Genomic DNA, 24,365 nt, shown 5'->3' with positions numbered 1-24,365 from the left:
AAAATGAGCATTATCTCTGATGTAAAAGAAGTCACTGAGTTAATCAAAAAGATTGGCAATCAAGAACTGTACGAAAAAATTGTCAATCTTAGTGATGACATTTTTACATTGAGAGAAGAAAATCTCGCTCTCAAAGAGAAGCTGAAAGAATTAGAATCTGCTTTTGAAACAGACAATAAGCTTGTTAGGCATGGTAATTACTACTGTGTTGAGGGGCACGAAGATGCCCTAAATGACAGTATCTACTGCATGGCCTGCTGGGACCATGATAGAAAACTGGTTAATCTTATTCGGGAGTCAGGTTATGATGGCGTCACTATAAGCTGTAATATCTGCAACTCTCGAAAAGCTCAATAGCCCTCTCACATCAATGTGTGATGCAGTCCAGTTCAATCTCTCCGACTTTACAAACTCCCAGACTGAGCAGCTTCAAAACTTCACTACCAGTGATGGCCTGGTCACATTTCGCCATAAAGGCAAACCGCAGCTAATCCCATTTCTGTTCAGTCACAATCTGGAGCTCGTTCGCTGGGCCGGAACATATCCCCTTCCCTTGCTTGAAGACGGTGGCATGAGTCACCTCAGACCAAAACCTGTGTTCATCCCTGCCGAATTCGCCATAACAAATGGTGTCCGCTACAAAGTGGCACCGTCTCAAATCAAAGGCATCATTGTCAAAGATCGACAGGGATCTCTGATTTATATCCTCGTTCGACCATCATCCGATTATTTTCATGAGATGACAAAGTCTGAATGGGAACCCGTTTATAACGGCGAACACCTCTACCACAACGCCCTCTCTTAATCTCTCAGTCAAATCAGTATTGACATCGTTTGGTGCAGATCTAACCTCTCGCGCAATGTGACCGTGACGCCGCGATTGATGGAGTAGTGATGTTCGAATCTTTGACAGCCAGCGATTGGATCCAGATAGCTGTTCTGGTTGTAACCACGGTGGGACCGCTCGCCTGGTGGATGTTCAACATGGAACGCCACGCATCCAAAACGGCCACCTACATGGAGTTGATGTCGGCATCGATTCAAGAAGATCAGGCTGAAAACAAAGAAGCTCATGAGGTCATCCATCGTCGGATTGACACCACAAACCAAAAAGTGGATTCCTGCGCCAAAGAGACTGCAGAGCATGGGATTCACATCAATAATCTGTTGAGCGGTCGCTCATAAACTTTTTAAACGACGAGGTTTAGCGATGGATGAAAACAAAACAGCGAGTGGCCGTTGGGAATGGTTGAAGTCTGACACGGTCGAAATGATCACAAACATTGCGATTTACGGGGCAGCCGTTGGTGGCATCGCAATGCTTGAACAGGTTAAGGCCCTGAACATTGAAAACCAGATGGTTGCATCGTTCGTTGGCCTGGCTTGTGGCTACGCGATCGATGCCCTTCGTCGATGGAGCAAGGATAACAATGCAAACGTTTAAAAGCTGGCTACCAATCATCGCCGCCATACTCGGTTTTTTTCTGATCGGCAACGGCGGCTTTACTCTCAGCGATGCTTTGAATATGGACACATCCAACTTGAGCGTGCTCATTCAAGGCATTGTTAGTTTGCTCGGCGGTCTCGGTTTCAGTGGAGCTGGCATGTACTTCAAAGGAGCCGGCACCGATCCCAGTACTTACGATCAAGATGTAAAGTCCATCAAGCATCTGGCATCGACCTGCAAAGGGTGTGACGAAGCTGAAGAAGCCTTGGAAGTCATTCACAATCGCATCTTAAAAAGGCTTTACGGAGATGACACGTAAACTACTGCTGATAGCTGTGTTATTGCTTCCCGGCTGTTACGTCGGGCCGAGCAATCCAAGCGGGCCAACGCCTTCTCCGGACGTTCCTCAACCCTCAGTCTCCGATGACTGGGGGTTTAGTTCTACCCTGCCCGCTCAGTTCACAGGAAAGCGACAGCTAGCGGCCGATGTAGCTGCCGTCTGCAATGCGTTTGCTGACCGCGTGGAGTTCGACGGCAAGCAGGGTGAACCAAATATCGTCAGTTCAACAGATGTGGCCCTGGTCTTCGCGGAATGCATGTCGTTTGATCTGCTGGGCGGTGATCCGGCTTTAGGTCCATTCGCTGACACGATCAGCAATGCATTGAGCAAAGAACTGGAGCCGGACAACGAAGCGGTCGACCTCTCCAGCGATCAGCGTCGGCGAGTCGTGCAGATGTTTCAGGCAATGGCTCAAGCTTTGCGGGGTGGGAAATGATTCGGAAAGTGAACGGCATTGATATCCAGAAGCTCTGCGGGTGGAAACCAAACCCGCAAGGCGTGACGGCAGTTCTCAACGATCCGAGCAATCCCTTCCCCGACTTCACGAACGCGACATTCAGCCTGCAAAGGCAGTTCGCCGCCGACATGGAAGAAACTTTGCTCTACGAACCATTGCTCTGGGCTGATCCGGATTACCGACGCGGCGCACAGGCCATCGGTTCGTGCGTCGCATGGGGGGCAGAATTGGCCGCTACGCTCATTACGGCGAAGATGGCATACAAATCACGGTCGAAGAAACGATACGCTGAGGCTGCGACCGAAGCGATCTATGGCGGCTGTCGCGTAGAAACTAACGGCGGTCGACGTGGTGGTTACTCTGACGGTGCCTACGGTGCTGCTGCCGCTCAGTTTATGAAAGAGTGGGGAGTTGTTTATCGCAAAGACTATTCCGGTGAAACAGGAGTCTCGGAGCACGACCTGCGTCGCTATTCCGGCAGCAAAGAGAAAGAGTGGGGCAATTGGGGCTGCGGAGGTCGGAACGATAGCGGGAAGCTTGATCAAGTTGCCAAGGGGAATCCGGTCAAGCTGATCTCCAAGGTTAACAGCTTCGACGACGTAGCCGCGGCAATCGCGATTTCAAAATGCCCGGTGACCATTGCCTCGGATTATGGCTGTTCAATGCGTCGGGACCGAAATGGGTTCTGCAGTCGTTCAGGTTCGTGGTCTCACCAGATGTGCTTGATCGGTGTCCGGTTTGATAAACCTGGTGCTCTCTGTGCTCAGTCATGGGGTCCAAATGTTGCATCGGGACCGAAGTATCCCGCCTCAATGCCCGACAACATTGCGGGTTTCACCTGGTGGATTCCAGCGCGGGACGTGGACTGGATCTGCCGGTCTGGTGACTGCTGGGCGATTGGCGATTATGCCAACTGGCGACGTGATCGGACCGATTTCAAGAAAATTTTTAGCCGCTTCACGGTGGCGTAGAGGAGAACACAATGCGATCTTACTGGCAGAAAATCCATCCACTCGATCTGTTGATTACGATCTCACTGACGATCATTACTATCGTCACTCTAGTCGGCTGCTCCAGCGTCTCTGGTTACGAACCCGACACAACCACCATTAAAGCAGAGGTCGCTTCTCAGATCGCGTTTCACGAGCCACAGCCGGCGAATAACTCCAAGGTCCAGACTCGCTGTGATGAATGCAAAGGCACCAAACAGGTTCTATCAGGAGATGGCCACATGAAGGTGCCTTGCTCTTGTGGCGAGAATTGTAAATGCACGCGGTCAACTGAAGTAAAAACCGAAGCACCGAAACAAGCAGACCCACGGCCTGAAGTGCGGGTGTATTACGCGACAGACTTCTATTGCGGACCATGCGAACTGCTCAAGCAGACCACGCACCTGGCGCCATTCGTGCGATTTGTTGAGTACCCAGCTCCCGCATGGGTGGAAGCCTACCCGACCCTGCACTGGGTGGGAGACGATGGCGAAGAATATCAGCTGGCCAGCGGGGACATCGACGAATTCAAAGCGAAGTTCCGCATCAGAAACCCATCAATTAAACAGCCCGAGCCAGTTCAGGAAGGCCCGCAGGTTCAGTATTACGAGTCTTACGAATACCAGCCTACCCGACGAGGTAGACGGGCCAGGCGGTTCTTTTCTTCAGGATGTTCCAGCGGGAGATGCAGATGAACGGTCCAGAATTCGTCGATAAATTCGTAAACCTGTTGCGTGGCAATAAATTAGATGTTGGCGATAACTCAGTCAGAATGCCGTCTGGTAGTTCAATCAGCCTCAATCTGGAAGAGGTCAACGGCGATCTGAAAGCCACTTTCACAGGAACAAAGCCGATAGTCAATCACTACGGCGTGAACTTCGAAATCAACGGGTTGAAGCTATGTATCAAGGGCGTTCGTGTGGATGCCCGAATGATTCCAGACCGCTTTGATCCGTTCTATCCGTGGGAAGCATTGAATCTATCATGAGTCCAGATGCAGCACAAAATCTACGAATGCAGAAAGCAGCCGGCATCACATACGGGGATAGCGGAGACGTTTACTCTCGCAACACGATTCTGGCATATGCCCTGATGTCAGCTCGTAATCATCGAGACGTGACAAACAAACGTGAATTGAAACGGCTGGTCAAAGCTGATGTGCGGGAGCAATTGAGCCGGGACAACTATGGAATCATTGACTGGACGATGCTGCTCTGGTGGGTTCTCCCCAAGCTGATTGAGTGGTTCGTGACATGGTGGCTGGAAGACAACAACCAATAGTGCAATTACACCACTGAAATAAATTTCAATTACCAGTTCAATTACTGAAACGTAGAATCGGTCATTCACTGCACAACCATTGGGGGCAAGGATGGCGTATGGGCGTTAGGCAGAAACGGGAATACCTCGTAACTATTCAAAAGATAACGGGAGAGGTAACGACCGAGACAATTGCGATTGAGAATGAATATCTTGCTGGCAAACTGATTCTCAAAGCGAATCCCGGAAGCACGTTGATTCAGGTTATGTGTGTCCGCGTTTTTCAAACAGTCTGCCCCCTTTCTGGTGCATTGATTTTCCATGGTGACGAGACCCGAGTTAAGAACGGGAAGATCGTTGCTAGAAACGACATTTGAAAAGGGGATGCTGATATGGCTGATAACTGGAGAGGCAGACTATTCGAAGAGCATAGTGACCTTCATCGGAAGGTTGAAAGGCTGAAGAAATTCATTCTGTCTGAAAAATACGATTCGCTTCCGGAAATCGACCGTCAAGACCTGAAAGAGCAGCTCCAGCACATGGAGCAGTATCATTCTGTTCTGATGCGGAGAGTCTCAAGGCAGTGTAACAGTGCCTGACTTGAGTAGTGAATCAAATTGATCTTCATTCCCGACGCCCTTCTCAGACCCAGGGGGCTTGGGGGTTTTTTATTTTTGCAGGGGGGGCGAATCGATGAGCGGTGATTCCGATAAACTAAAAGAGCGTGTTGACCAGTTTGTATTTGAGAACGCGCCTGATGGGTTGTCTCTGCACCATGCACGCGGTCTTGCAGACGACATCTACAGCAGGATGCATCCTCTGAACTGGACAACGACGATCCCACCAGTTCCCTCAGAGCCAACTGACTTCCTCAAGCATACGACACCGGCACCTACTTTTTATCAACCACACGAAGGGCTGGACTCTCCGGGGCCAAAAGAAAAGAAGATGTGAGATGCGAAACGGACCGCCACCAAAGCCACCAAGCACAGGTCACGCTTCACCGCCGCCACCGCCTGGAGAGTTCTCTTCCGATCCGAAGCCGAAGCGTGAGGACGAGCCGGAAAGTTTTTGGTGGCTGCTTTTACTTTTGTTAGGGGGATGATGTGAAATCAGGATACGAGCTGACAGAACAGCAAAAGAAAGCCTTTTCCGAAGCTTTTGCTCGTGCTTCTGAGCAACTTCGGAAAACAGCACAGGCCATTTCTGAAGCGTTTGCTGAGGCAGCCCGTAAGATCAATCAGGCACAGCAGAAACAGGCGAAGGCCGCTTCCCGAAGACTTGCCATTGCTGAGCGGCAGAAGTTCCAGCGGTACCAGAACACAAAAGAACGCCGGCGTTTTCCGATCCCGCGCAGCCACCGGAAGAGGTGATGAATGAAACGGTTTTACTGCGGTCGTATGTTAAATGATTCAGAGCCACAGGGTGTAGTCCAGGTTGAACACTCATGGTTTAAAAGGAACAGGGAACGTGAACCAATTACAATGCCAGAGTCGATCCTGCGTCTCGCTCACGAGGAATATGCTGCACAAGGACACTCTCAATCTTTCGAGCGAATCCAAGAACGTGGCGGTTTCGGAGTCATGGAAGTTGCAGCCCTTCTCGCTGACCGAGTTCAGAGGCTTGAGGCATCGAACGATGATTTCAAACAGTGATCCCTACTTAATAAACGGTCAAAGCTTCGCCATCAAGATGCGTGACATCACCGCTGATGACCTGGTAGCTGACGCTATCCATCTCAAGGCGGCTATGGAGTCGCTGCGGCAGGCATCAATTGATAGCCTCGCACAGGAATTGGCGGACAGCGTTGATCGGTTTTTCAGCCTGGAAGACAGGCCGATCACGTTTATTGAGTTTCCTGAACCGGGGCCGATCCGATTCAGGGTATGTGCTTATCTAGGCCCTTTTATTTGAGGATGTCATGAATCACAGGCTGTTTATTATTCGACTACTGGAAATACTCTCGCGCGGCAAAGAGCGAATCTGTATCGGCGTGTCAGATGAATTTTCAGATGGAAAAATAGAACTGAGGCCATGTGAGGCAGCAGGCGGTGAGATCCACGGGCACTTCCAAGGACATAGTGACAGCACAGGAATGGGCTTCTATAAGCTGAACCCCGAAATGATCATTCACGGCAATGAGTGCCGCAAAGAGCTGTGCCTCGATACCGTTTATGCTGACTCTGAGAAAGTCTTTGTGGCGTCTGTTTACGACACTACGATTGAACTCAGTTATGATGATTTCGAGTACGACGAATCAATGGGGATCATTTCAAGGAAACCGCTATGACCCAAAGCACAAAAGAAAAGCTTGACTGGTTCATCAACGCCAACGCGAGCATCAACATATGCCGTGCTTTCGGAAGCTTGTATCTTGCTCGAATTCTTATGTGGTTGGGCGGATGGAGTAAATCGGACGTGCCGTTCTACATAGCCCTGCCCATTGTGATGTTGATGTTCGCGTCCCTTGTCTTCTTCCTGAAGGGGCTCGTCTGGTGGATTTACGACTGGTTCTGGCGTGACTATGCAATTGAGGAGTTTGCCAAGCTCGTCTGTTTGAGGATGCCTGATGATGAATCGCGAAATGACAGTAGGTCAGAAAACAATCGATCGCCTGCAGAACCTGACCGAGCAGCTTGAGAGCGGCCGTCCGCTGGAAGAGATTCTGATTCTGCGGGCCCATGCCGTTCACAGCCAGCACGATGAAGAGATGACGTTGAACGGTGTTCCCGGGGCTGAAGCACAGCGGGGTGTTATTAAAATCAGGAAGTCACGATAGGTGAATTATGAAACGACAATGCGAGCTGTGCGAAGGTGAGGGGCACGTCAAGAACCATTGGCGCAGCTGGTGGGAGATCTGGAAGCCGTCACGCAGTCGGTGCGTTCTCTGCCATGGAAAAGGCCACTACACCACGAAAGACGATGGTGGTTCGGCTGACGACAATGACATCGACTGGATTCAGGAAGCATGTGATTGGTGGAGCGAATTATCCTCAAATCACATGTTCGATTCCCTGGCCCAGCAGTCTCAGTACGAGGAGACTATCGGGCTTGAAGAACCAGCCACCTGCTATTGCTTCCTGGCGAACACAGAGAGCAGCAAATGCATCACCCTACTGAAACACAGATGCAACTGCAGGTATGCCAATCCAGAGGTGCGACCGTTTCAGCATTCGCCTGCGGATCGTAATGCCATTGTCATGTTGAGTGAGAAGCACGCACTTGACCATGGCGGCATTCCAGTTCCTGATGAGATCGTTGAGAAATTCAATGAGGCAGGAAGGCGCGGAGCAGCAGCTGGGCGGATATTAAAGAATGCTATGAAAGAAGTGACTGAGATGCAGGGAAAGAGGTTCCTGCAGATGCCGGGCTGCCCCTGGCCGAAGCCTGGCGACTTCAGGGCCGCTGTTGATGCAGGTCCTCAATGGCCCGACGAAGTCAAAGATCTTGCAAAAGACCTTGGCATCACGGATGAAGAGCTGGAAGCGCTTCGGTACCAGCTGCTTGCAGTCGATGTGAGGCAGGATTGCGAGAACCAGCTGGTGAACCCAAGCAAAGCAGCCGATGCGATGAAACGTGCAATGGAAAAGCTTGCAGGTAAGCCCCGTAAAGTCGTTAGCATCCCACCAGCAGATTGTTTCAATCTCCCCAAGAGGGACGTAGATAGCGGTCGCTGGATCTCAGACGAAACGCAACAACAGTATTGACAGCGTTCGGCAGTTCACTCTGATACCACGCAACGAGCGGGGCAGCTCGCGCCGCTAAACCCGAGCCGCCCCTACACGACGACATAGCTAGGATGCCGTCATGCATTACTCACGTTTGCCTAATTAGATTCATTAGATATTATTGGGGAATCAAGTTTTGGTATTTCAATTTTAGAAATTCTAATCCATTTCACACTTATACGATGTTTAAGCAGGCTAAATGCTTCAATTGCTTTTTTATCTTCAATTTCAATAGTTTCTCCGTTCGCTCCTCCAGTAATTCTCCATTGCTTTCCTGCAGGTACGTGCATGACCAGAGTAGCTTGCTTTGGTTGATTTGAAACACCACTAATGTAAGCGCTGGTATTTTTGGATGGATTCTTATCCTCAATGGAATTACGAGTAGAGCCTATTAACTGAAACTGTCCATCGTGGAATGTCATACCATCTACTTTTTTACTCAAGGTAAAATACACAAGCACTATCCCCTCAGTCTCCGCAGTTCTCCATTTCTGCAATTGAGGATAACTACCAGGTATTTCTTCAGCTGTGCTTAGAACGAGCTTTCCGTTTAATTGCTTTCCCAAAATTTTGCTAAAATATTTTAATTCTGTAATAGCCTGATCATTTTTTAATAGATTTGAAGGAAGGTCTTTTAAGCCACTTTCTTGAAGAGCTAGAAATTGTCCGAGGAGATCAGAATCTACATTATTGATTCCTTTATTTTTCTCGTAAATGACTCTGAGTTCTGCGATCTTCATTCTAAGATCATTCACCGCTTTTGAATTCAGTGCGTTTTTCTCTAATGTGTCAGCTAGGTTTTGGTCTACTCTTTGTCTCATCTCCTTTGTAGCTTCATCTTTACCTTCAAGTTTTGAGGTGATTTTCATTTGTTTCATAAGAGCTTTATCTTGTTCTTTATTTTCTAAATCTGCATTTTTTTGCGCATCTGTGATTGCTTGGTTGAGTTTGCCTTCAGTTATGATCAAGTTGTTTTTGTTAGTTGTGGCTAGATCATTCAATTTTCTGATTTCTTTTTGCATCGATGTAAAAGTATCCAACACGTATGTCGAAAACCCAGCGGCCATCACAATTATAGTAAGTACAATCGGTATGATTTTATCCCATTTTTTAGCAAAGAAATTACTGCAAGCTTGAAGAGTCTCATTCATAACTAAGTGTCCTCAATGAATAATGGAGCCACGGCGTACACATCCAACTGCACACAGCATACACACCTGTACAATGCATATCAATCAACATAACCTTGACATCATTCGGTCGCCTGCTTTCATCTCCCCGGAGGTGGAAAATGAGCTTAACAACAGGCACAAGGGATTTGCGAATGATTGAGCAGGTGATTACGCATCCACAGTGGGAAATGCCAGCCGGGCTGTATAAGGGCCTGCCCGCTTCAATGGCTGAGATCGTATTTAAGCAGGTAGAAGATCCTAAGACCCCGGGCAAGAAGGTCTACGCCTACAGTGCTCGCAAGCGTTCTATTGCAGCCCGAATCCTCACCCACATGCACCAGCAGAACATCAATGCGGCCCCTCCCGTTCAGGAGCATGACGTCCACGTATCCGGCGATCTGCACACCACGTTGGAGCAGATGGATCAAGCCAATCTGTCTGATGAACAATTAGAGAAGCTGGCAGCCGCTGCCCCGGTTCTCGATCGCCTTAAAGCAATGCAGTCGAACGATGATAACTGATGGTCACCGATGTTGTTTATTCCGAAGCCGATTATCAGGCAGCAGACGCGGCCCGCATCCTGCTGGCGACGCGTAAGGCCCGCGCTGGTGATCCGTTCGATTGGATTGAGTATCAGTGGGGCCGGATCTTCTATGCCAAGGACATCGTTGCCAATCCGTCCCTGCTCTCTGAAATCTACCAGATGCGGGAGCGGAAGCAGCGGTACCTGATTCTGGATGACTTCCAAGTGGACATGATTCGCTCCATCTTCGATCCATCCATCCGTGAGGTTTACGTCAAAGGAAATACCGGATGTGGTAAAGGTGGGGCTGCCGGCATCATCATCTGCACCTACTACTGCATTTATCCCGATGCTCGGATCGTGATTACCCGTGATTCGTACAAGAAGGCCGTGAACGTCATGTTTGCCGAGGTCGATTCATGGTGGCGTAAAATGCGCTATACGCCACCCTTCTATGAACTACAGGCTACTGGAGTCACAGATAAGAATAGTAAAAAGCACGAAGTTGTTATCAGTTCTCCTAAGACCGGAGAAGGATTTTCTGGATCACACTCTCCGCATGTGCTTTATGTGTTTGATGAGGCTACTGCCCCGGTTCTAAATGGGCGTTACTCTCTGGCAAACACACAATCTAAAAAGTTCCTGGCAATGGCGAATCCTCGCACCACATCAGGCAAGTTCCGCGCAGGTTTTGACTTGGCAGATGAAGACGAAAAGGATAAGTCACAAACACTAATTGGGCCATATGGCAGGCGACGACTGATTACGATCGGCGGTAATGACTGCTTGAATGTTAAAATGAAATGTCTGCAGGACTCGGTTTCTCCCAAAGGTGGCATCGAAATTGGTGGTCGTCGATACGAACCTGGCCAGCTGATAGATAATGCGGACATGGTGAAGGTAGAGCCAATCATCCCCGGGCAAACTACATACGACACATTCTTGGGGCACCTTGAAAATCCTGATCCGTTCTTTGTACGTACTTTTGCCCATGGTAAATTTCCAGACGAAGATCCTGACAAGCAGCTCATCTTCCGACGCTGGCTCAAGGAGCCTAATCGACTCTGGAAGAAGTGGCATAAAGTTCACAGAAAATTCAAAGAGAAAGCCATTCAAGGCAGACTGCTCTCCAGCCATGTGCCTAAGGTACTGAATTCTATGCTGCCCGTAGAAGCGTTCGGTCTCGATGTGGGAGCTTCAACCAATGGTGATGCCTCTGTGCTTACTGCAGGTGGTAAAAACGGCATCAGGGAGCAACTGGAAGATCATATTGATGATGCAGAGGGCCTGGCTGATTGGGTTGTTGATTCAGCACGGAAACACTACAGGATCGACCTCAAGAAGGGTAGCCATCCTGTTGGCGTCGACATGGACGGCATCGGCTGGGGAGTTGTCTCTATCCTCAAGAAGCGGGGCGTGAAAGTTGTTGAGGTGCGAGGCAATGCCACTCCTGAGGTTGATCCTAAACGGTATGCCAATCTGCGAGCGGAGAACTATGGCGAGTTGGCAAAGCGATTGAATGAAAAGGGACAATGGAAAGGATTGCCGTTTCTCATGCCGCCCAGTGATGCCCTGGAATTAGAGCTGACAGCACCGGAGAAGATTATGAGCTCAGACGGTTTCAAATTTGCTATTAGCCCAAAACGAAAGGTTACTAACAAGGAAAATCAACCAGAGTCAGTTCATGAAAAGATCGGCAGATCACCAGACCGAGCTGACTCAGCAGTTTACTTTTACCGAGCATTGCGATTCGTGGGTGTGTCCCTCGATTCGATTCTCGAAAACGAAGAATTCTTTTAAGGACTATGAGTTATGGAAGTTACATCATCAAACAGCCAGCTGGTCAAACACAACAAGGAGCTGCCTGAAGACAAGCGGAGTTCGCACGTTCTGCTGAAATTCGCGAAGCCAATCCGGTCATCGCAAACGAAAGAGTTCTTCCGGATCCACCTGACCCCTGAGATGCACACCAAGGGTGAAGAGGGTTTCCAAACCGAGATCCTTCAGGGTTCTCGATCGCAGAAAGGTGGCCTCTGCAAGAACTGCGGCCAGCAGATGGACCGACCCGCAGAGGCATGGTGTATCTGTCGCAATGATCGCTGCAAGAATGCCGGAAAGCGGGTTTATACCGGAAAGCCGCGCGGGGTGATTGGTGTGCTGATCTTCCCTGACTTCGTCTGTGATGTGGCCAGTGAGACCGAAACACTGGTGAACGGCAATCCGTTTGACGTCCTCAGGGGAAAAATGACGCTGCAACAGTTCTCTCAACTCCCCACCTACCAGGTCGAGAACAAGGTCGAATTCGTTAATCAGTGTTTACTTCAATTGGACCGTCGCTACCCTGATTCCGTTTTAGCCGGTGTGTACCGCGCAGCAGGGACTATTTGTGACATGAATCATTGGACTATGGAATGACGGAGAAACGGAAACAGCGTGAGGTCAAAGTAGAACGTGCTGTGCTGCGGAAGTTCAGGAGGCTGGAAGAGCAGAATGAACTTCTGCGGCAGCGGGTTCAGCACCAGGATGAATCAATCGCAGCACTGCGGGATGTCATTCAGACATTCCAGGCGAGGACAAATCTGGAGGGGGCGATTCATAAAACCGAACTGCAGGCGTTAATTAAGGCAGTCACTAATGAGCAATAGATTTCTGGATTCATTCAGTCCCCAGGTCAGCCAGAATGCGGGAGGCCCCGATCTGCCGACGATCATGTCCATGCCGTCGATGCGTTCGAATTTCAGTTCAATGCAAAAGGAACAGGAGCAGCTTGCCTCATACGAGTTGTGGAATTACATCGCGATCAATCGCATTGCCACAACGACTTCCAAGTCGTTCCCCATGTTCGGCGTACCAGTCAAGACCGAACCGGGCATGAAACTGCACCTGGACCTGAGGCAGAAAAAGCATATCAGGCAGAATTATAGTGGGGTGCTGCAGTCAGAAGCATATGATTTAAAGCCGATTCCAGACACAAACCCGTTGGTCAAGTTGTTTGAGACCTGCAATGAAATGGACTGGTGGGAAACACTGGCCTACGAAACGCACATGTTCTGGCAGCTGACGGGGTACTTTTACTGGTGGGTAATCCCCAACGGAATTGGCTTGCCGGCTTCCATCATCGTGATGCCCAACGATTGGATGCAACCGATGTTTAACCATGCCGGTTTTCTTGATCACTGGCTGGTGACACCAGAAGGTCAGGCGCGGCAGTTCAGGATTCCTGCTGATGAAATCAAAATCTGTGGATTCAAGAATCCTCATTCGAAGTATAAAGGTTTCTCCCCTACGGAAGCGGGAGCAATCTGGATTGACAACACGAAGTCGATTGAGAGAAGTCGCTGGCACTCGTTCAAGAATTCAATCAACCCGTCTGTCGTTCTCAATCTCGGTGATACCTACAACGCTCAGATCACTAAAGAAGAGATCCGGCGCATCAAAGAGCGTGTGATGTACCGCATATCCGGCGTGGAAAATACATCAGAGCCCTTCCTTGTCCCACCTGATATGAAGCTGGACAAACTACACTATGCCCCCAAAGAGCTGGATTTTTCAAATTCTTCCGACTCGGTGCGTGATGCTGTCTTTGCTCTACGCGGGGTTCCCAAGGCTCTGGCTGGGATCACTACAGACGTGAATCGCTCTGTGGTTGAGACCGCTTATCTGATCTTTTACGAAACGACCATCAATCCGCTGAACCGATTGCTGGCCGGTTTTATCACGCACAACATCGCTGTGAAGTTCGACCCTCGGATCGTTTGTTATTTTGAAGACTGTTCCCCAGAAGATTGGGAGCGACAACTCAAAGAGGACGAACTCGACTTCAAGATCGGGGCCCTGTCTCCCGACATGCAGTTGGTAAAACGCAATCGACAACCGCTCAACACCCCCGCATCGAAATCCACCTACATCGCGTCCAGCTTCACCCCGCTAGATGACGCACTGGCCATGGATGACCTGGATGACGAGGACGATCCACCAGAGCCGCCTGAGGAACCGGACGATGACGACAGCGACGAAGAATAGACTTGAGCCATTCTTCGCTCAGAAGTCGAAGAAAGACGCAGCGTACAAACGCCGGCGTCGGATTGGCAAAAGCTGGCGACGGACCTACGATCCGACTGAATCCCGGGTGCTGAAAAAACAGAAATCGTTTTGGAACGGCGTATCCAAAGGCGTCATGGCGCGCGTGAAGAAAATCGACAAAACGGGCTTTGCTGTCGATGACATCTTCAAACCGTCCGACTACAAAGCACCATTCAACCGCCTGATGATCCCTGAGTGGAATCGGATGATCTACCGCGGCGTTGAGTTCGAACAGCAGTGGTTTGATGCCCAGGAGATTGACCAGCGTTTTCTTGCTCAGATAGTTCAAGACGTCTCTCTGGAAGACGCTGCCCCCCCGCCATCGATTCGCGTTGACATGTCTCCGGAGCTGCAGCGCAAGGTCAAAAAGTTTCTGACGGACCGGGAAGTTGGCGTCTGGTCAAACGTTGGCGAGACCTCGAAAAAGAGCCTCAGGCGAGCGATCGAGAAAGGTAACAAAGCGGGCGATAGCATTGACGAAATGGCTAAGCGCATCCGAGGCGTTTTAAACAATCAGACAAAGTACACATCCCGCCGTATTGCCCGCACGGAAGTCACTGGGTCCATGAATTATGGTCAGCAGATCACCCGCACGGAAATTGGAATTGACAAGAAATGGTGGATTAGCACTATCGACCAGCTAACACGCGGAGTCAAACCCGGTGATCGGTTCAACCACATCGCAGCGGATGGCCAGATTGTGAAGAACAATGAAGCCTACACGGTCAGTGGTGAGAAGCTGATTCACCCGGGAGACAGCTCACTCGGAGCATCTGCAGGAAACATTATTCATTGCCGCTGCACGTCAGTGGCCTACTTTGACTGAGGAATGAAATCAATGGCTAAAAAGTCAACCAAAGGCCCGTTCAAGGTGAAATACCAGATCCTCGGACGAAAACCTGAAACCCGGAACGTCATCATTCCTGAACCGAAATCGGATCAGGCCGAACAGGATGAAGCGATTAAAAAAGTGTTGGCTGGTGAGTACAAAGTACCGGTGCCAGCTGTGAAGATCCTGCCACAGCCTACCCCCGCAAAGCCTATTGAATTCGAAGGGACGGACACTGCCGAGGGCGAAAACAAAAAGGGGCCAATGACGGTCGATAAAGTCCGTGCATTGAAAAGGCCGGAACTGATCGAATTTGCTGCGGTTAACGAATTCGACCTGGGTGAAGACCCTGCCACGCTCTCTGAAGAAGACTTGCGTGATATCGTCGCCATGATGTTCGAAGATCGCCAGAAAGGTCTTGAAGCCGAGAAGTAAACCGAATCTTCTGAAATTGCCAGATAGTTCACTGAAACACCCGATGGAGTTAAATCATGCCTGCTGCAACTGTTATTGAAGATGATTTGGATCAGGAAGCCGAATTCGTTTCGGATCTCGAATCGATCCAATCTGACATGATGTCTCATGCACCAGAGCTGGTGTCTCCATCGGGTCACTATTTTCAGAGAGACCAGGCAGCAGTCTGCCAGGCATCTGATGGCGGGGCAATGACCGCCGATTTTGTTATTGTCACTCGTCCCAACGAGCAGAACCGTCAGGGCAATATGTTGCAACTGACAAAAAACAAGTACGGCAACGGCATTGTGACTGACTACTACGAGCAGAATCCCGTCGTGCTCTACGATCACGGCTTCAGTGGCATCACGCTCCCGGTCGGGTTGAGTCGCAATCCCAACGGGAAACTGGCTCTCAAGATCCAGAAAACCAAGGCCGTTGCCACAGTCTACTTCTCCAAGCTGCCTCATGCAGAACCGATCTTTGCCTGTGTTGATGAAGGCACGCTGCGGATGGCCTCCATCGGCTTCAACGTCCTGAAAGCCATGCTGGGCAAGCAGCCGAATAAAGAGCAGTTGGCAGAAGGCGTCGAACTCTGGAACGGCTGGCGCGGTTACGACTTCGTAGAAACTGAGATGCTGGAGTGGTCGATCACACCGATTGGGGCAGACCGTGGTGCACTCAAGCAGGCTTTGGAACGCGGTAAGGTCCACGATGTCAAGCTGCCCCCGTTCATGATGCAATCGTTCAAGCAGGCGATCGGTGACGAAAGAGATGTCTGGTCTCCTGGCATGGATTTCATGCAGCTGAATATCGGTGGCGTGGTTGAAATGAAAGGTTCTCATGAACAGATCAGCCAGTTCCTCAAGTCGGATTCGGCTGAGATCCTGCAAAATATTGGCAAAGAATTCTCGGGCCAGCGACAAAAACCTGAAGAAAGTGTTGACTCGGATCGGGAAGAAGTTATCAAACCTGCAGAAACACAGTCTGGGAAGACTGAAGAACCACAGTTGATTCCCGTCGAATATTTAGGAAATCATGTGGTTCAACAGTTGAATCAGACAAAGCAACAGCAGCAACAGGTTGCAGACAGCCTCACACAATCGGTTATGAAATCAGTCAATGAGATGTTGGAGCCGATTCAAAAAGGTCAGCAGCAGTTGCAGCAACAACTTAAAGACATGACGGGTAAAGTGGGTTGAACGGTGATCAACGAGCAGAGAGACGCAAGCAGCTGATAACGGCACTTGCTGTGCTCATTGAAAAAACAGAAGACATTCCTTTCTGTTCTGCCAATCTGGAATTCAAAGTGAAAGATGGAAATATAGTTCACTTCGACACGTCAATAAAGCAATCGCACAAAGTTACATAACGCCGGTTAGGGAAGTTCGGCCATCCCGCTTGACTCATAATCAAGAGATCGCTGGTTCAAATCCAGCACCGGCCATTTAACTCGTTTTCGGGTATTGGAAGAACCAAACCTCGTATCACATTCATTTGTGGTGCGAGGTTTTTTTATTGCACTTACGGGAGTTTGATCATGACCTGGTTCCAACGAATGATGTTAGGTTTTTGCGTTCTGATGGACGAAGCCACAGACGGCACACAAGGCACAGGCGGTGGGACTGCAACCGCTGATCCTCCCCAGGGTGGAGGCGGGGGCACTCAGACACAGTCTCAGAATCAGCCTGCTAATACCGGGTTTACCGCTGATCAATTGCAGTCAGTGACCACAGCGATTACTCAGGCCGTTCAGGAACAGGTGCAAACACTGGCCGATAATCAGGCCAGATTGCAAGCTGAGGTCGAGCAGCTTTCCAAGCCGCGCACGAATGGCTCTCAAATGTTCGGAGCTCCCGGAATTCGCCAAGGTGAAGACCCAATGTCGTCTCGCGGATTCCAGACAGCCCGCGCCATGATGATGGTAAAGGGGGAACTGGAACCGGAGAATTGTAAGGTCGAAACAGACCTCAGCCAGAAGCTTGTTGACTTCTACTGCAAGCAGGGTTTTGCACGAGCAGCCCAAAATTCGGTGTTTATCCCAATGGCATCTTCTGAAATTGCCATGAATGACACTGGACTGGCGACTGAAGTCCGACAGTGCATGGCCGCTGGTGTGCAGGGTGCTGATATTGGAATGGCTGCTCACATGGCTCAGCAGATGGGATACGAGCGTGACCGCGTCAATCAATCATTGAGCGTTTACGATGACACTGCTGGTGGTATCTGGACCCGTTCCGATATCTCTACTGAGTTCCTGCCCTTGATTCGGAACATGGAAGTCATGAGCCGATTGGGAGCTCGCACGTTGACGCTGCCACCCAATGGTGCGTTTAACATGGGATCTCAGACCAGTTCCACTGTTGGTTACTGGGTGGGTGAAAAAGGCACGATCACCGGCAGCACCTTTGGTACTGGCCTCAAATCGATGCGGGCCAAAAAATGTGCGGCCCTGGTCACCTATCCGAATGAGTTCGTGCGGTTCGCTTCGGCGTCTGTTGAAGCATTCATCCGTGCCGATGTGGCCCTGACACTCGCACTGCTGATTGATGATGCTGCACTGCAAGGTGTGGGATCGGATCTCAAACCAAAGGGGATCATCAACTACAGTGGTATTCAGACTCATACTGCGGGGACTGTGGCAACAGACGGTAATACGTTCGAGCCAGAAGACCCGAATATGATGCTGGGCAAACTGGAAGACTCCAACTTCGACATCGACCGCCTGGGTCCGAAGTGGCTGATGCGTGGAACGATGTGGCGTAACATGCTCAATCGTCGAGCTGGCTCTGGCTATGCTGCTGATGACGGTAAGGGAGCATGGTTGTTCCAGGCAAATCGTGATGACATTTCCAAGGGTGCTCCATCCATGCTGAATGGCCATCAGGTCGTACGTTCGTCTCAAGTTTCAAACGAACGCACCAAGGGCTCTGGAACCGACCTGACGTACATCCTGTTGGGGATCTGGCAAAACCTGATCATCGGTCGGCATGGGGTTCTCGAGGTAGCAACTGCCGACCAGAACGGAAACAACTTCGAAACAGACCAGCGTTCCATTCGCTTCATTCAGCACGTGGATACATCGGTCACTTACGAAGAGTCATTCGTGATGTGTGACAGCATCAATATGGATCTGCCTGGCTATTAGTCCGCTGCGTGCTGAGTGTGAGACTGGGCCCCCTCAGCTTGCACTCAGCCCGGTGGCTTTCATGAAATCATTTTTTCTCTTTAGGAATAGAAACATGGCTCAATCACCTTTAATGGACATGCTGTCCAACGCCCTGCTGGGTAAGTCGATTCTCCCTGGCGTGTCCCTATCAGGAACGACTCCAGCCAACGGTTCATCGTTCGACTGCGATAACATGATTGGTTCTGTTCACGGTCTGTTTGCAGTCGGGGCTGCGACAGGATCGCCCACCAGTTTTACAGTCACTTGCAAGCTGCAGGAGTCCGATTCTGGATCTGGTGACTGGACAGACCTGGCAACACAGTCTGCACTCGTGCTGGATGCAGATGGCGAAGTCGGCATCATTCGCGGTGTGCGTGCCAAGCGCTATGTGCGAGCTGTCGCCACTCCAGCGTTTGTGGATGGTACCAGCCCGACTGCACCTGTCTCAGCTCAGATCTGTGGTCAGAAGCAAACCGTCAGCTAATCCGGGTTTCTGGTTTATTAATAGATTCGAGCCCGTAGTTAACGCTACGGGCTTCTTTTTGTTCTCGAGGTAGCAATGGCTTTGACGACACTGCCGAAAGTAAAGGTTCACCTGGGCATTTCCAATTCTGCTCAGGATGATCTGTTGAACCAGCTGATCACTGAGGTGGAATCGGTGATCCAGCACTTCACCAGTCGCAAGAGCTTTGATTCTGCTTCCAGGACCGAGTACCTGGACGGTAACGGTAAAGATGAGCTGTTCCTTGCCCATCGTCCCTTAACGAGCGTGACAGGCGTGTGGGTGGATCCAGACGGCTATTTCGGCAAGGGGACCGACGCCTTCCCATCTGATTCAGCATGGACTGAAGGGGGCGAGTTCGTTCCTCAGTCAGAAGAAGCCAACGAACAGAACGCGTCGATGCTGATTTCCCTGAATCGCATCTGGCCTGAAGGGCGCGGGAATATCAAGGTCACCTACACGGCAGGTTATGAGACCATCCCAGCAGACTTGGAACTGGCTGCCAACACGCTGGTGGCGTTGCTTCGCAAAGGACGGAAAGAGGGTGGGATGCTCGCCTCAGAGCGGCTTGATCAATACTCGTATCAGCTGCTTTCGCACCAGAATTCCAATCTGTACCCCGAAGCTGGCACCGTTCGTTCAATTCTCGCGAGGTACCACCAATGAGCTTTGAAGACCTGCTGGATTATGAATGCACGATTAGACGATCCACAGTCACAGACGATCATGGTGTGGAAACCAAGGGCTGGTCGGATTCCTCAACAGGTGTTGCCTGTGCGATTCAGGAACGCGCCGGATCCATTCAGTCATCCAAAGTCGGACAGTACCACGAATACACAGCAGTGGGCTACTTTCTGCCAGACGTCGATCTAAAACCACGTGGCGGTGATGACAAGTTTGATTTGATTGTGCTTACAGCCCCCTCTTCCATGTCTGGCTTTACCTACCAGGTGATTCACGTTGGTGATGAATCCGGGCGCGGGCATCATTTGAAAGCCTATTTGAAGCGGGTTCCTTCAGCATCATGATTACCTTAGGTCGTGAATTTGAGACTGATCTGAAAGAGCTGGAGACCCTGCTCTATCGCTGGAGTACCGAAGCAGAAACAGAACTCAAGCAGTCATTGCGCAAGATCGGTGCACGAACCCAGGCAGAGGCGGTAATGCGCGTGCCCGTTGAGACGTCCAATCTCAAGCAGAAAATTCTCTGGAACCTGTACCAGCAGGCGGGTGAGTGGTTTGTTGAGATCGGCACGAATGTGATCGATTATCCTGAGTTTCTGGAATTCGGCACTGAATACATTGCCAGCGGTCGGGTCAAACAACTGGGGACCTCGCCGTTGCTGACCGATCAGCAGGCGGTACATAACTGGCCTGCCAAGTCTGGCAATGCAACTGAACTGACCTCGGTGCGGATTGATACGAGCGGTGGGGCTAAAGGTCGATTGCGAAGTTCCAAAGGCAAGTTTCTCAAGGCCCGACCACAGGAACAGATGCCGTGGCTGCGTCCGGCGTTTAATAAGAATCGTGCCTGGGCAATTGCATTGCTTGATCAGGCTTTAGCTCCCCCTCGTTCAAGGCAAAGGAATATCGCATGACACGGCAATTCGAAGACTATCTGGCGAATTCACTCAGTCGCGGCTACCGGAATCACCGTCTGACATGCCGCGAAAATAATGGCCGAATCGAGTGTGAGGTCGGTCCGGAAGGAGAAAAGCCGGAATTAGCCTTTACAGCGTTTGGGTGCGTGGTACGAATTCGCCCAGAGGATACATCAGATGAGCCTGGATGAACCACAAAAAGCATTATGGACGGCACTGAAGGAAGACAGTGGCCTTACTGCCTTAATCGGTGAAAGCCGAGTCAGAAGAGGTTGGCCGAATTCAACACCAGTGTTTCCGTTTATTTCGCTCCAGTGGAACAGCAACACGTCAATACCGGGAGCGACCTATGTAGGCCGTCGCAGGATAAACCTGCAGATCAATATTTACTCGATCGACCCGCATTTGAATGAGCAAGTCGAAGGCTATCTGATCAATAACTATTCGATCCCATTGAAGAAGCCAGCAGGTATTGAGTCAACAAACTATCGCATTACAGAGATGCATCAGGTTGATGATTCACACGCGTTGGAATTCAAGATCGATACGGAAGACAACTTTATTCAACATCTGGCCAGTTCATGGAGACTGACAGTAAAGCCTAAATCTGAAGGGGTTTAATCATGGCAAGTGACGTAGACAATGTATTAGGTGGTCCTGGTTATGCAACTCTCGGAGGCACTGCCATCGGCCATAGTCAGGGCGGCATTACTGCGAAGTTCAGCCCCAAAACCAGACCAGTTACGGTGGATCAATATGGGTCCACTCCAATGAACCTGCGACACACTGGCGATGAATGCCGGATGACGATCCCATTCGCGGAGTGGTCGGCTGCCGCACTCGCCGAAGTCTATGCAGCCGGCAACGACCAGACTGCTGGATCCGGCGCGGCGTACATCGGCATTGGCCGCAGTGCCGGCTACATCTACACGGCTCAAGCTGCTGAAATCATTCCATTCTTAACTGCGGAAGCTGCCAAGAAAATCACATTCAACCGGACCGTCGCCATCGGCGAATTCGAGATCCCCTTCAACAACGAAGCGGATCGGATTTTCAATGTCGAATTCGAATGCCTTGGAGATGAGTCTGCTGACGATGGCGAGTTAATTGGCAACATCCAGTTTGCCGCCGCGTAATACCGGGCGCCGGGGGCCGTCGTGGTTGCCGACACCGCGGCGGTCTCTGCTCCTGTTCTCTCATATTGGAAGGATTTGTCATGTATCCCATAGTTGCACAAGAGCGTGCAGTCGCTCTTGTTGAAGAAGTTAAGAAATTTGTCGATGGCGAGTCAGAATTCGCTGTTGTTGAGCGATCGCACAGAGCGCTCTTGCGGTGCTGTGGTGGGAAGCTGGGAGATGATTCACGGCTTGCCTTTCGTGATCTGAAGCAGGCCGTTGATGAATGCAAAGACGTCAGTCAGTCAGCCAAGGTCTTCATCCAGGCACTGGCTCACGAGTTCGAATCATTGCACGGCGAACTGACAAAGCAGGCTGCTAAGCCAGCAGATCCACAGCCAAAAACGCAGCCAAAGAAATCAGAGAAACCCGACAGCAAGTAGGCTGCCGGGACTGTTCATTTAAAAACCTCAGAATAAAAAGCGGACTAACAATTATGAGCGAAGTTATCAAAGTTCCATTAAGCAACGGAACTGAACTGGAAATCGGAGAGATGAGCCTGCAGGGCTGGTTCCTGATTAAACGAGAGATCATGTCTCTGTTATCAGACGAAGCATCTCAGGGCATCCTCAGCGTGATTCTGGGAGAGATCCAGGGCAGTGACGACATCAAGCTGGACTATACCACATTGGCACCGGCAATCCCGCGTTTGATCGGCTTGTTCTTGCAAACGATCGACACGAACACGCTCTATCTGGCTGAAGAGTGTTGCGTCAAAAAGCCTGAATTCTCACTTGAGAAAATGGGATTGCGAGCCAGCGACGGATTGAAATTGCGTGCGGCGGTTATTGAAGCCAATGACTTCATGGAGTTTTTGAGATTGGAAAAAAACTCACTTATCGCGGCGATTCCAAAGGAGCACCGCGAATCAATCGAAGAGACCTTTTCTCAACTTGCTGGCACGTTCAATGGGAATCCGTCCTCGCCAGAGCCTACGGCTGGACCCCCAGCGTAATCCGGGGGCTGCGTGTTCGGGAATTTTACACTCACTTTGTCACTATCAAACGGGAAGAAGCAAACAGGATTAACTGGCAGTTTCAGGCAGCCGCTCATACGAAGTGGGAGCCTGACAACATTAAGTCGGTTTACTTAGACATCCAGAAGCAGGCCAATGTCGGCTTTGAAATGCAATCGGTTTATGAAACGGTCGATTATCAGGATCGTATCAACATGATTGGTTCCGCAATTCACGATCAGGGCCAGGAATGGATTGACTCACACTCGGGTGAAATCGCGTGGTTAAAAGAAAACGGCTTGACGCCACAGGAAGCAGAACAGCAGTTTACGGATTGGATCACTAATGCCAGGTCAAACATCGATCAATCTGAACGACGGCACGGCATCGGTGGACATCGCCGGACCTGATGCGACGACAGAACCTCGGTTGCTCCCCATGTGGGTGACAGGCCAATCTGCTGATCACACGCGATACGTCTACCAGAAGACTTCACGCAAGACCTGGCAATGGCGATTGGCCTTCCGTAGCCTCACGCTGGAAAACCGTAAAGAACTGGAAGACTTCTTCACCGATTCGGTCAAAGGTCCGACTAACACTTTCACATTGACTTACACGGATGGGACTGAATATGCGAATGTTCGCTTTATTGATACTGAGCTGCGCTGGTCTCGGGATGACTCCAACACATTTGGGATCACTCTCACCATTGAATCGACTCAGCAGCCGGAAGCGAACGGAACGACGACGACCACTACTACTACCACGACCACGACGACCACGGCACCTCCCACGACGACCGCACCTCCTACGACGACAGCGGCACCGACAACAACCACGACCACCACCACAACGACGACCACGACTGCTGCACCTACGACGACCACAGCAGCCCCTACGACAACAACGGCAGCGCCAACCACCACAACGTCTGCTCCCACGACCACGACTTCCGAACCGACCACCACGACAGCGGAACCAACTACTACGACTGCTGAGCCGACTACGACAACTGCAGAACCAACAACCACGACCAGTGCGCCAACGACTACGACAGGAGTACCGACCACGACCACGTCGAGTCCGACGACCACAACATCAAGTCCCACGACGACTACGACTACGACGACCACCACCACAACCCAACCGCCTGAGCCAACAACAACGACCAGTGAGCCCACGACAACAACTGCGGAGCCGACGACTACGACAGCTGCGCCAACCACGACAACGGCTGCCGGTACGACGACCACCGCAGGTCCGACCACAACTGCAGGAGGTACCACGACGACGGCCGTCCCGACAACCACGACAACTGGTGTCCCGACCACGACCACCACAACTGGGGCCCCAACCACAACAGCAGCTCCAGATCCGAACTGTGCTTGTAATCCTGCACCGCCTGACACCTTGTACGTTGAGTTTCAGTCTGAGGGCAAGAAGCTAATGGTGATGACAAGAGCATCATCCTCAGTCCCTTGGACGACCGGTGCTGTGGATGGTGATGGTGATGCATTCAGCTTTCAGTGTATTGATGGCGAATGGTGGCTGACATGGACCAATATTGAAAACACGTCGAGCAATCCAGCAGCCTCTACATCATGTACTGGACTGCTCGGTCAGTTCTCATATCCATTCCCTGCTGAGTTGATTTACGTAACCGATTACGATCCTACTGCTTAA

38 protein-coding genes and 1 tRNA gene are annotated in these 24,365 nt (G+C 50.6%); 38 read left to right on the top strand and 1 reads right to left on the bottom strand.

The genetic code is table 11. The features are described from left to right. Positions 1-3 precede the first annotated feature (3 nt). From Enr17x_RS07545 to Enr17x_RS07465, 17 genes are all read left to right on the top strand, one after another. On the top strand, positions 4-357 hold the full coding sequence (locus tag Enr17x_RS07545; RefSeq protein ID WP_145307427.1) for a hypothetical protein: 354 nt from the start codon (positions 4-6) through the stop codon (positions 355-357). A gap of 13 nt (positions 358-370) precedes the next feature. Further along, a complete protein-coding gene (locus Enr17x_RS07540) occupies positions 371-805 on the top strand; it encodes a hypothetical protein (protein ID WP_145307425.1) in 435 nt (144 codons plus the stop codon). Positions 806-894: 89 nt separating this feature from the next. Then, the gene (locus Enr17x_RS07535) at positions 895-1,185 is read left to right on the top strand and encodes a hypothetical protein (protein ID WP_145307423.1); all 291 of its coding nucleotides are present in this window, start codon (positions 895-897) and stop codon (positions 1,183-1,185) included. Between the two features lie 25 nt (positions 1,186-1,210). Continuing rightward, complete coding sequence (locus Enr17x_RS07530; RefSeq protein WP_145307421.1) at positions 1,211-1,444, top strand: hypothetical protein; 234 nt, start codon at positions 1,211-1,213, stop codon at positions 1,442-1,444. Beyond that, positions 1,431-1,766 (top strand): hypothetical protein, encoded by a 336-nt coding sequence (locus Enr17x_RS07525; protein ID WP_145307419.1) that lies wholly within the window; start codon positions 1,431-1,433, stop codon positions 1,764-1,766. Before Enr17x_RS07530 ends, Enr17x_RS07525 begins: the two co-directional genes overlap by 14 nt. Continuing rightward, positions 1,756-2,223: a hypothetical protein gene (locus Enr17x_RS07520; protein ID WP_145307417.1), complete on the top strand. Its 468-nt coding sequence runs from the start codon at positions 1,756-1,758 to the stop codon at positions 2,221-2,223. The genes Enr17x_RS07525 and Enr17x_RS07520 overlap by 11 nt, the downstream gene beginning before the upstream one ends. Further along, a complete protein-coding gene (locus tag Enr17x_RS07515; protein WP_145307416.1) occupies positions 2,220-3,215 on the top strand; it encodes a hypothetical protein in 996 nt (331 codons plus the stop codon). The genes Enr17x_RS07520 and Enr17x_RS07515 overlap by 4 nt, the downstream gene beginning before the upstream one ends. 11 nt (positions 3,216-3,226) lie before the next feature. After that, positions 3,227-3,928: a hypothetical protein gene (locus Enr17x_RS07510; RefSeq protein WP_145307414.1), complete on the top strand. Its 702-nt coding sequence runs from the start codon at positions 3,227-3,229 to the stop codon at positions 3,926-3,928. Further along, a complete protein-coding gene (locus Enr17x_RS07505; RefSeq protein ID WP_145307412.1) occupies positions 3,925-4,221 on the top strand; it encodes a hypothetical protein in 297 nt (98 codons plus the stop codon). The genes Enr17x_RS07510 and Enr17x_RS07505 overlap by 4 nt, the downstream gene beginning before the upstream one ends. Further along, positions 4,218-4,514 (top strand): hypothetical protein, encoded by a 297-nt coding sequence (locus Enr17x_RS07500; RefSeq protein ID WP_145307410.1) that lies wholly within the window; start codon positions 4,218-4,220, stop codon positions 4,512-4,514. Before Enr17x_RS07505 ends, Enr17x_RS07500 begins: the two co-directional genes overlap by 4 nt. Positions 4,515-4,885: 371 nt before the next feature. Further along, on the top strand, positions 4,886-5,092 hold the full coding sequence (locus tag Enr17x_RS30340; RefSeq protein WP_390622526.1) for a crAss001_48 related protein: 207 nt from the start codon (positions 4,886-4,888) through the stop codon (positions 5,090-5,092). Positions 5,093-5,186: 94 nt separating this feature from the next. After that, positions 5,187-5,447, top strand: a complete 261-nt coding sequence (locus tag Enr17x_RS07495; protein WP_145307408.1) for a hypothetical protein — start codon at positions 5,187-5,189, stop codon at positions 5,445-5,447. Positions 5,448-5,599: 152 nt separating this feature from the next. Continuing rightward, positions 5,600-5,866 (top strand): hypothetical protein, encoded by a 267-nt coding sequence (locus Enr17x_RS07490; RefSeq protein ID WP_145307406.1) that lies wholly within the window; start codon positions 5,600-5,602, stop codon positions 5,864-5,866. A 97-nt stretch (positions 5,867-5,963) separates the two neighbouring features. Then, entirely contained in the window at positions 5,964-6,407 is a 444-nt protein-coding gene (locus Enr17x_RS07485) for a hypothetical protein (protein ID WP_145307404.1), read from the top strand. A 7-nt stretch (positions 6,408-6,414) separates the two neighbouring features. Further along, complete coding sequence (locus Enr17x_RS07480) at positions 6,415-6,783, top strand: hypothetical protein (RefSeq protein ID WP_145307402.1); 369 nt, start codon at positions 6,415-6,417, stop codon at positions 6,781-6,783. Between the two features lie 279 nt (positions 6,784-7,062). Continuing rightward, positions 7,063-7,272: a hypothetical protein gene (locus tag Enr17x_RS07470; protein WP_198001012.1), complete on the top strand. Its 210-nt coding sequence runs from the start codon at positions 7,063-7,065 to the stop codon at positions 7,270-7,272. A 7-nt stretch (positions 7,273-7,279) separates the two neighbouring features. Next, the gene (locus Enr17x_RS07465; RefSeq protein ID WP_145307396.1) at positions 7,280-8,200 is read left to right on the top strand and encodes a hypothetical protein; all 921 of its coding nucleotides are present in this window, start codon (positions 7,280-7,282) and stop codon (positions 8,198-8,200) included. 119 nt (positions 8,201-8,319) lie between these two features. Here Enr17x_RS07465 and Enr17x_RS07460 read toward each other — a convergent pair whose 3' ends face one another. Further along, the gene (locus tag Enr17x_RS07460) at positions 8,320-9,372 is read right to left on the bottom strand and encodes a hypothetical protein (protein ID WP_145307394.1); all 1,053 of its coding nucleotides are present in this window, start codon (positions 9,370-9,372) and stop codon (positions 8,320-8,322) included. A gap of 140 nt (positions 9,373-9,512) precedes the next feature. Between Enr17x_RS07460 and Enr17x_RS07455 the strand changes: the two genes are divergently transcribed. From Enr17x_RS07455 to Enr17x_RS29490, 21 genes are all read left to right on the top strand, one after another. Beyond that, positions 9,513-9,914 carry a hypothetical protein gene (locus Enr17x_RS07455; RefSeq protein WP_145307392.1) on the top strand — a complete coding sequence of 134 codons (402 nt, stop codon included), beginning with the start codon at positions 9,513-9,515 and terminating at the stop codon, positions 9,912-9,914. Then, positions 9,914-11,716: a hypothetical protein gene (locus tag Enr17x_RS07450; protein WP_145307390.1), complete on the top strand. Its 1,803-nt coding sequence runs from the start codon at positions 9,914-9,916 to the stop codon at positions 11,714-11,716. The genes Enr17x_RS07455 and Enr17x_RS07450 overlap by 1 nt, the downstream gene beginning before the upstream one ends. Positions 11,717-11,728: 12 nt before the next feature. Next, positions 11,729-12,331 (top strand): hypothetical protein, encoded by a 603-nt coding sequence (locus tag Enr17x_RS07445; RefSeq protein WP_145307388.1) that lies wholly within the window; start codon positions 11,729-11,731, stop codon positions 12,329-12,331. Further along, positions 12,328-12,561, top strand: a complete 234-nt coding sequence (locus Enr17x_RS07440; protein WP_145307386.1) for a hypothetical protein — start codon at positions 12,328-12,330, stop codon at positions 12,559-12,561. Before Enr17x_RS07445 ends, Enr17x_RS07440 begins: the two co-directional genes overlap by 4 nt. After that, a complete protein-coding gene (locus Enr17x_RS07435) occupies positions 12,551-13,939 on the top strand; it encodes a phage portal protein (RefSeq protein WP_145307384.1) in 1,389 nt (462 codons plus the stop codon). The genes Enr17x_RS07440 and Enr17x_RS07435 overlap by 11 nt, the downstream gene beginning before the upstream one ends. Then, positions 13,917-14,825 carry a structural protein gene (locus Enr17x_RS07430; RefSeq protein ID WP_198001011.1) on the top strand — a complete coding sequence of 303 codons (909 nt, stop codon included), beginning with the start codon at positions 13,917-13,919 and terminating at the stop codon, positions 14,823-14,825. Before Enr17x_RS07435 ends, Enr17x_RS07430 begins: the two co-directional genes overlap by 23 nt. A gap of 12 nt (positions 14,826-14,837) precedes the next feature. Continuing rightward, positions 14,838-15,263 (top strand): hypothetical protein, encoded by a 426-nt coding sequence (locus Enr17x_RS07425; RefSeq protein WP_145307380.1) that lies wholly within the window; start codon positions 14,838-14,840, stop codon positions 15,261-15,263. A gap of 56 nt (positions 15,264-15,319) precedes the next feature. After that, positions 15,320-16,483: a hypothetical protein gene (locus tag Enr17x_RS07420; protein WP_145307378.1), complete on the top strand. Its 1,164-nt coding sequence runs from the start codon at positions 15,320-15,322 to the stop codon at positions 16,481-16,483. A gap of 170 nt (positions 16,484-16,653) precedes the next feature. Then, positions 16,654-16,728, top strand: a tRNA-Met gene (locus Enr17x_RS07415). Positions 16,729-16,821: 93 nt separating this feature from the next. Next, complete coding sequence (locus Enr17x_RS07410; protein ID WP_145307376.1) at positions 16,822-18,429, top strand: phage major capsid protein; 1,608 nt, start codon at positions 16,822-16,824, stop codon at positions 18,427-18,429. 94 nt (positions 18,430-18,523) lie between these two features. Then, entirely contained in the window at positions 18,524-18,934 is a 411-nt protein-coding gene (locus Enr17x_RS07405; protein ID WP_145307374.1) for a hypothetical protein, read from the top strand. A gap of 75 nt (positions 18,935-19,009) precedes the next feature. Then, entirely contained in the window at positions 19,010-19,618 is a 609-nt protein-coding gene (locus Enr17x_RS07400; protein WP_145307372.1) for a phage head-tail connector protein, read from the top strand. Next, positions 19,615-19,980, top strand: coding sequence for a hypothetical protein (locus Enr17x_RS07395; RefSeq protein WP_145307370.1), 366 nt, complete (start codon positions 19,615-19,617; stop codon positions 19,978-19,980). The genes Enr17x_RS07400 and Enr17x_RS07395 overlap by 4 nt, the downstream gene beginning before the upstream one ends. Next, positions 19,977-20,549 carry an HK97 gp10 family phage protein gene (locus tag Enr17x_RS07390; RefSeq protein ID WP_145307368.1) on the top strand — a complete coding sequence of 191 codons (573 nt, stop codon included), beginning with the start codon at positions 19,977-19,979 and terminating at the stop codon, positions 20,547-20,549. The genes Enr17x_RS07395 and Enr17x_RS07390 overlap by 4 nt, the downstream gene beginning before the upstream one ends. Then, positions 20,546-20,743, top strand: coding sequence for a hypothetical protein (locus Enr17x_RS07385; protein WP_145307366.1), 198 nt, complete (start codon positions 20,546-20,548; stop codon positions 20,741-20,743). Before Enr17x_RS07390 ends, Enr17x_RS07385 begins: the two co-directional genes overlap by 4 nt. Beyond that, on the top strand, positions 20,730-21,173 hold the full coding sequence (locus Enr17x_RS07380) for a hypothetical protein (RefSeq protein WP_145307364.1): 444 nt from the start codon (positions 20,730-20,732) through the stop codon (positions 21,171-21,173). Before Enr17x_RS07385 ends, Enr17x_RS07380 begins: the two co-directional genes overlap by 14 nt. Before the next feature lie 2 nt (positions 21,174-21,175). Continuing rightward, a complete protein-coding gene (locus Enr17x_RS07375) occupies positions 21,176-21,688 on the top strand; it encodes a hypothetical protein (RefSeq protein ID WP_145307362.1) in 513 nt (170 codons plus the stop codon). A gap of 80 nt (positions 21,689-21,768) precedes the next feature. Continuing rightward, the gene (locus tag Enr17x_RS07370; RefSeq protein WP_145307361.1) at positions 21,769-22,110 is read left to right on the top strand and encodes a hypothetical protein; all 342 of its coding nucleotides are present in this window, start codon (positions 21,769-21,771) and stop codon (positions 22,108-22,110) included. Between the two features lie 53 nt (positions 22,111-22,163). Next, on the top strand, positions 22,164-22,682 hold the full coding sequence (locus Enr17x_RS07365) for a hypothetical protein (RefSeq protein WP_145307360.1): 519 nt from the start codon (positions 22,164-22,166) through the stop codon (positions 22,680-22,682). Between the two features lie 170 nt (positions 22,683-22,852). After that, complete coding sequence (locus Enr17x_RS07360; RefSeq protein WP_145307358.1) at positions 22,853-23,092, top strand: hypothetical protein; 240 nt, start codon at positions 22,853-22,855, stop codon at positions 23,090-23,092. Then, a complete protein-coding gene (locus Enr17x_RS29490) occupies positions 23,028-24,365 on the top strand; it encodes a hypothetical protein (RefSeq protein ID WP_198001010.1) in 1,338 nt (445 codons plus the stop codon). The genes Enr17x_RS07360 and Enr17x_RS29490 overlap by 65 nt, the downstream gene beginning before the upstream one ends.

The sequence above is a fragment of the Gimesia fumaroli genome, from assembly GCF_007754425.1.
Classification (GTDB): domain Bacteria; phylum Planctomycetota; class Planctomycetia; order Planctomycetales; family Planctomycetaceae; genus Gimesia; species Gimesia fumaroli.
This window is presented reverse-complemented; position numbering and strand designations above follow the sequence as displayed.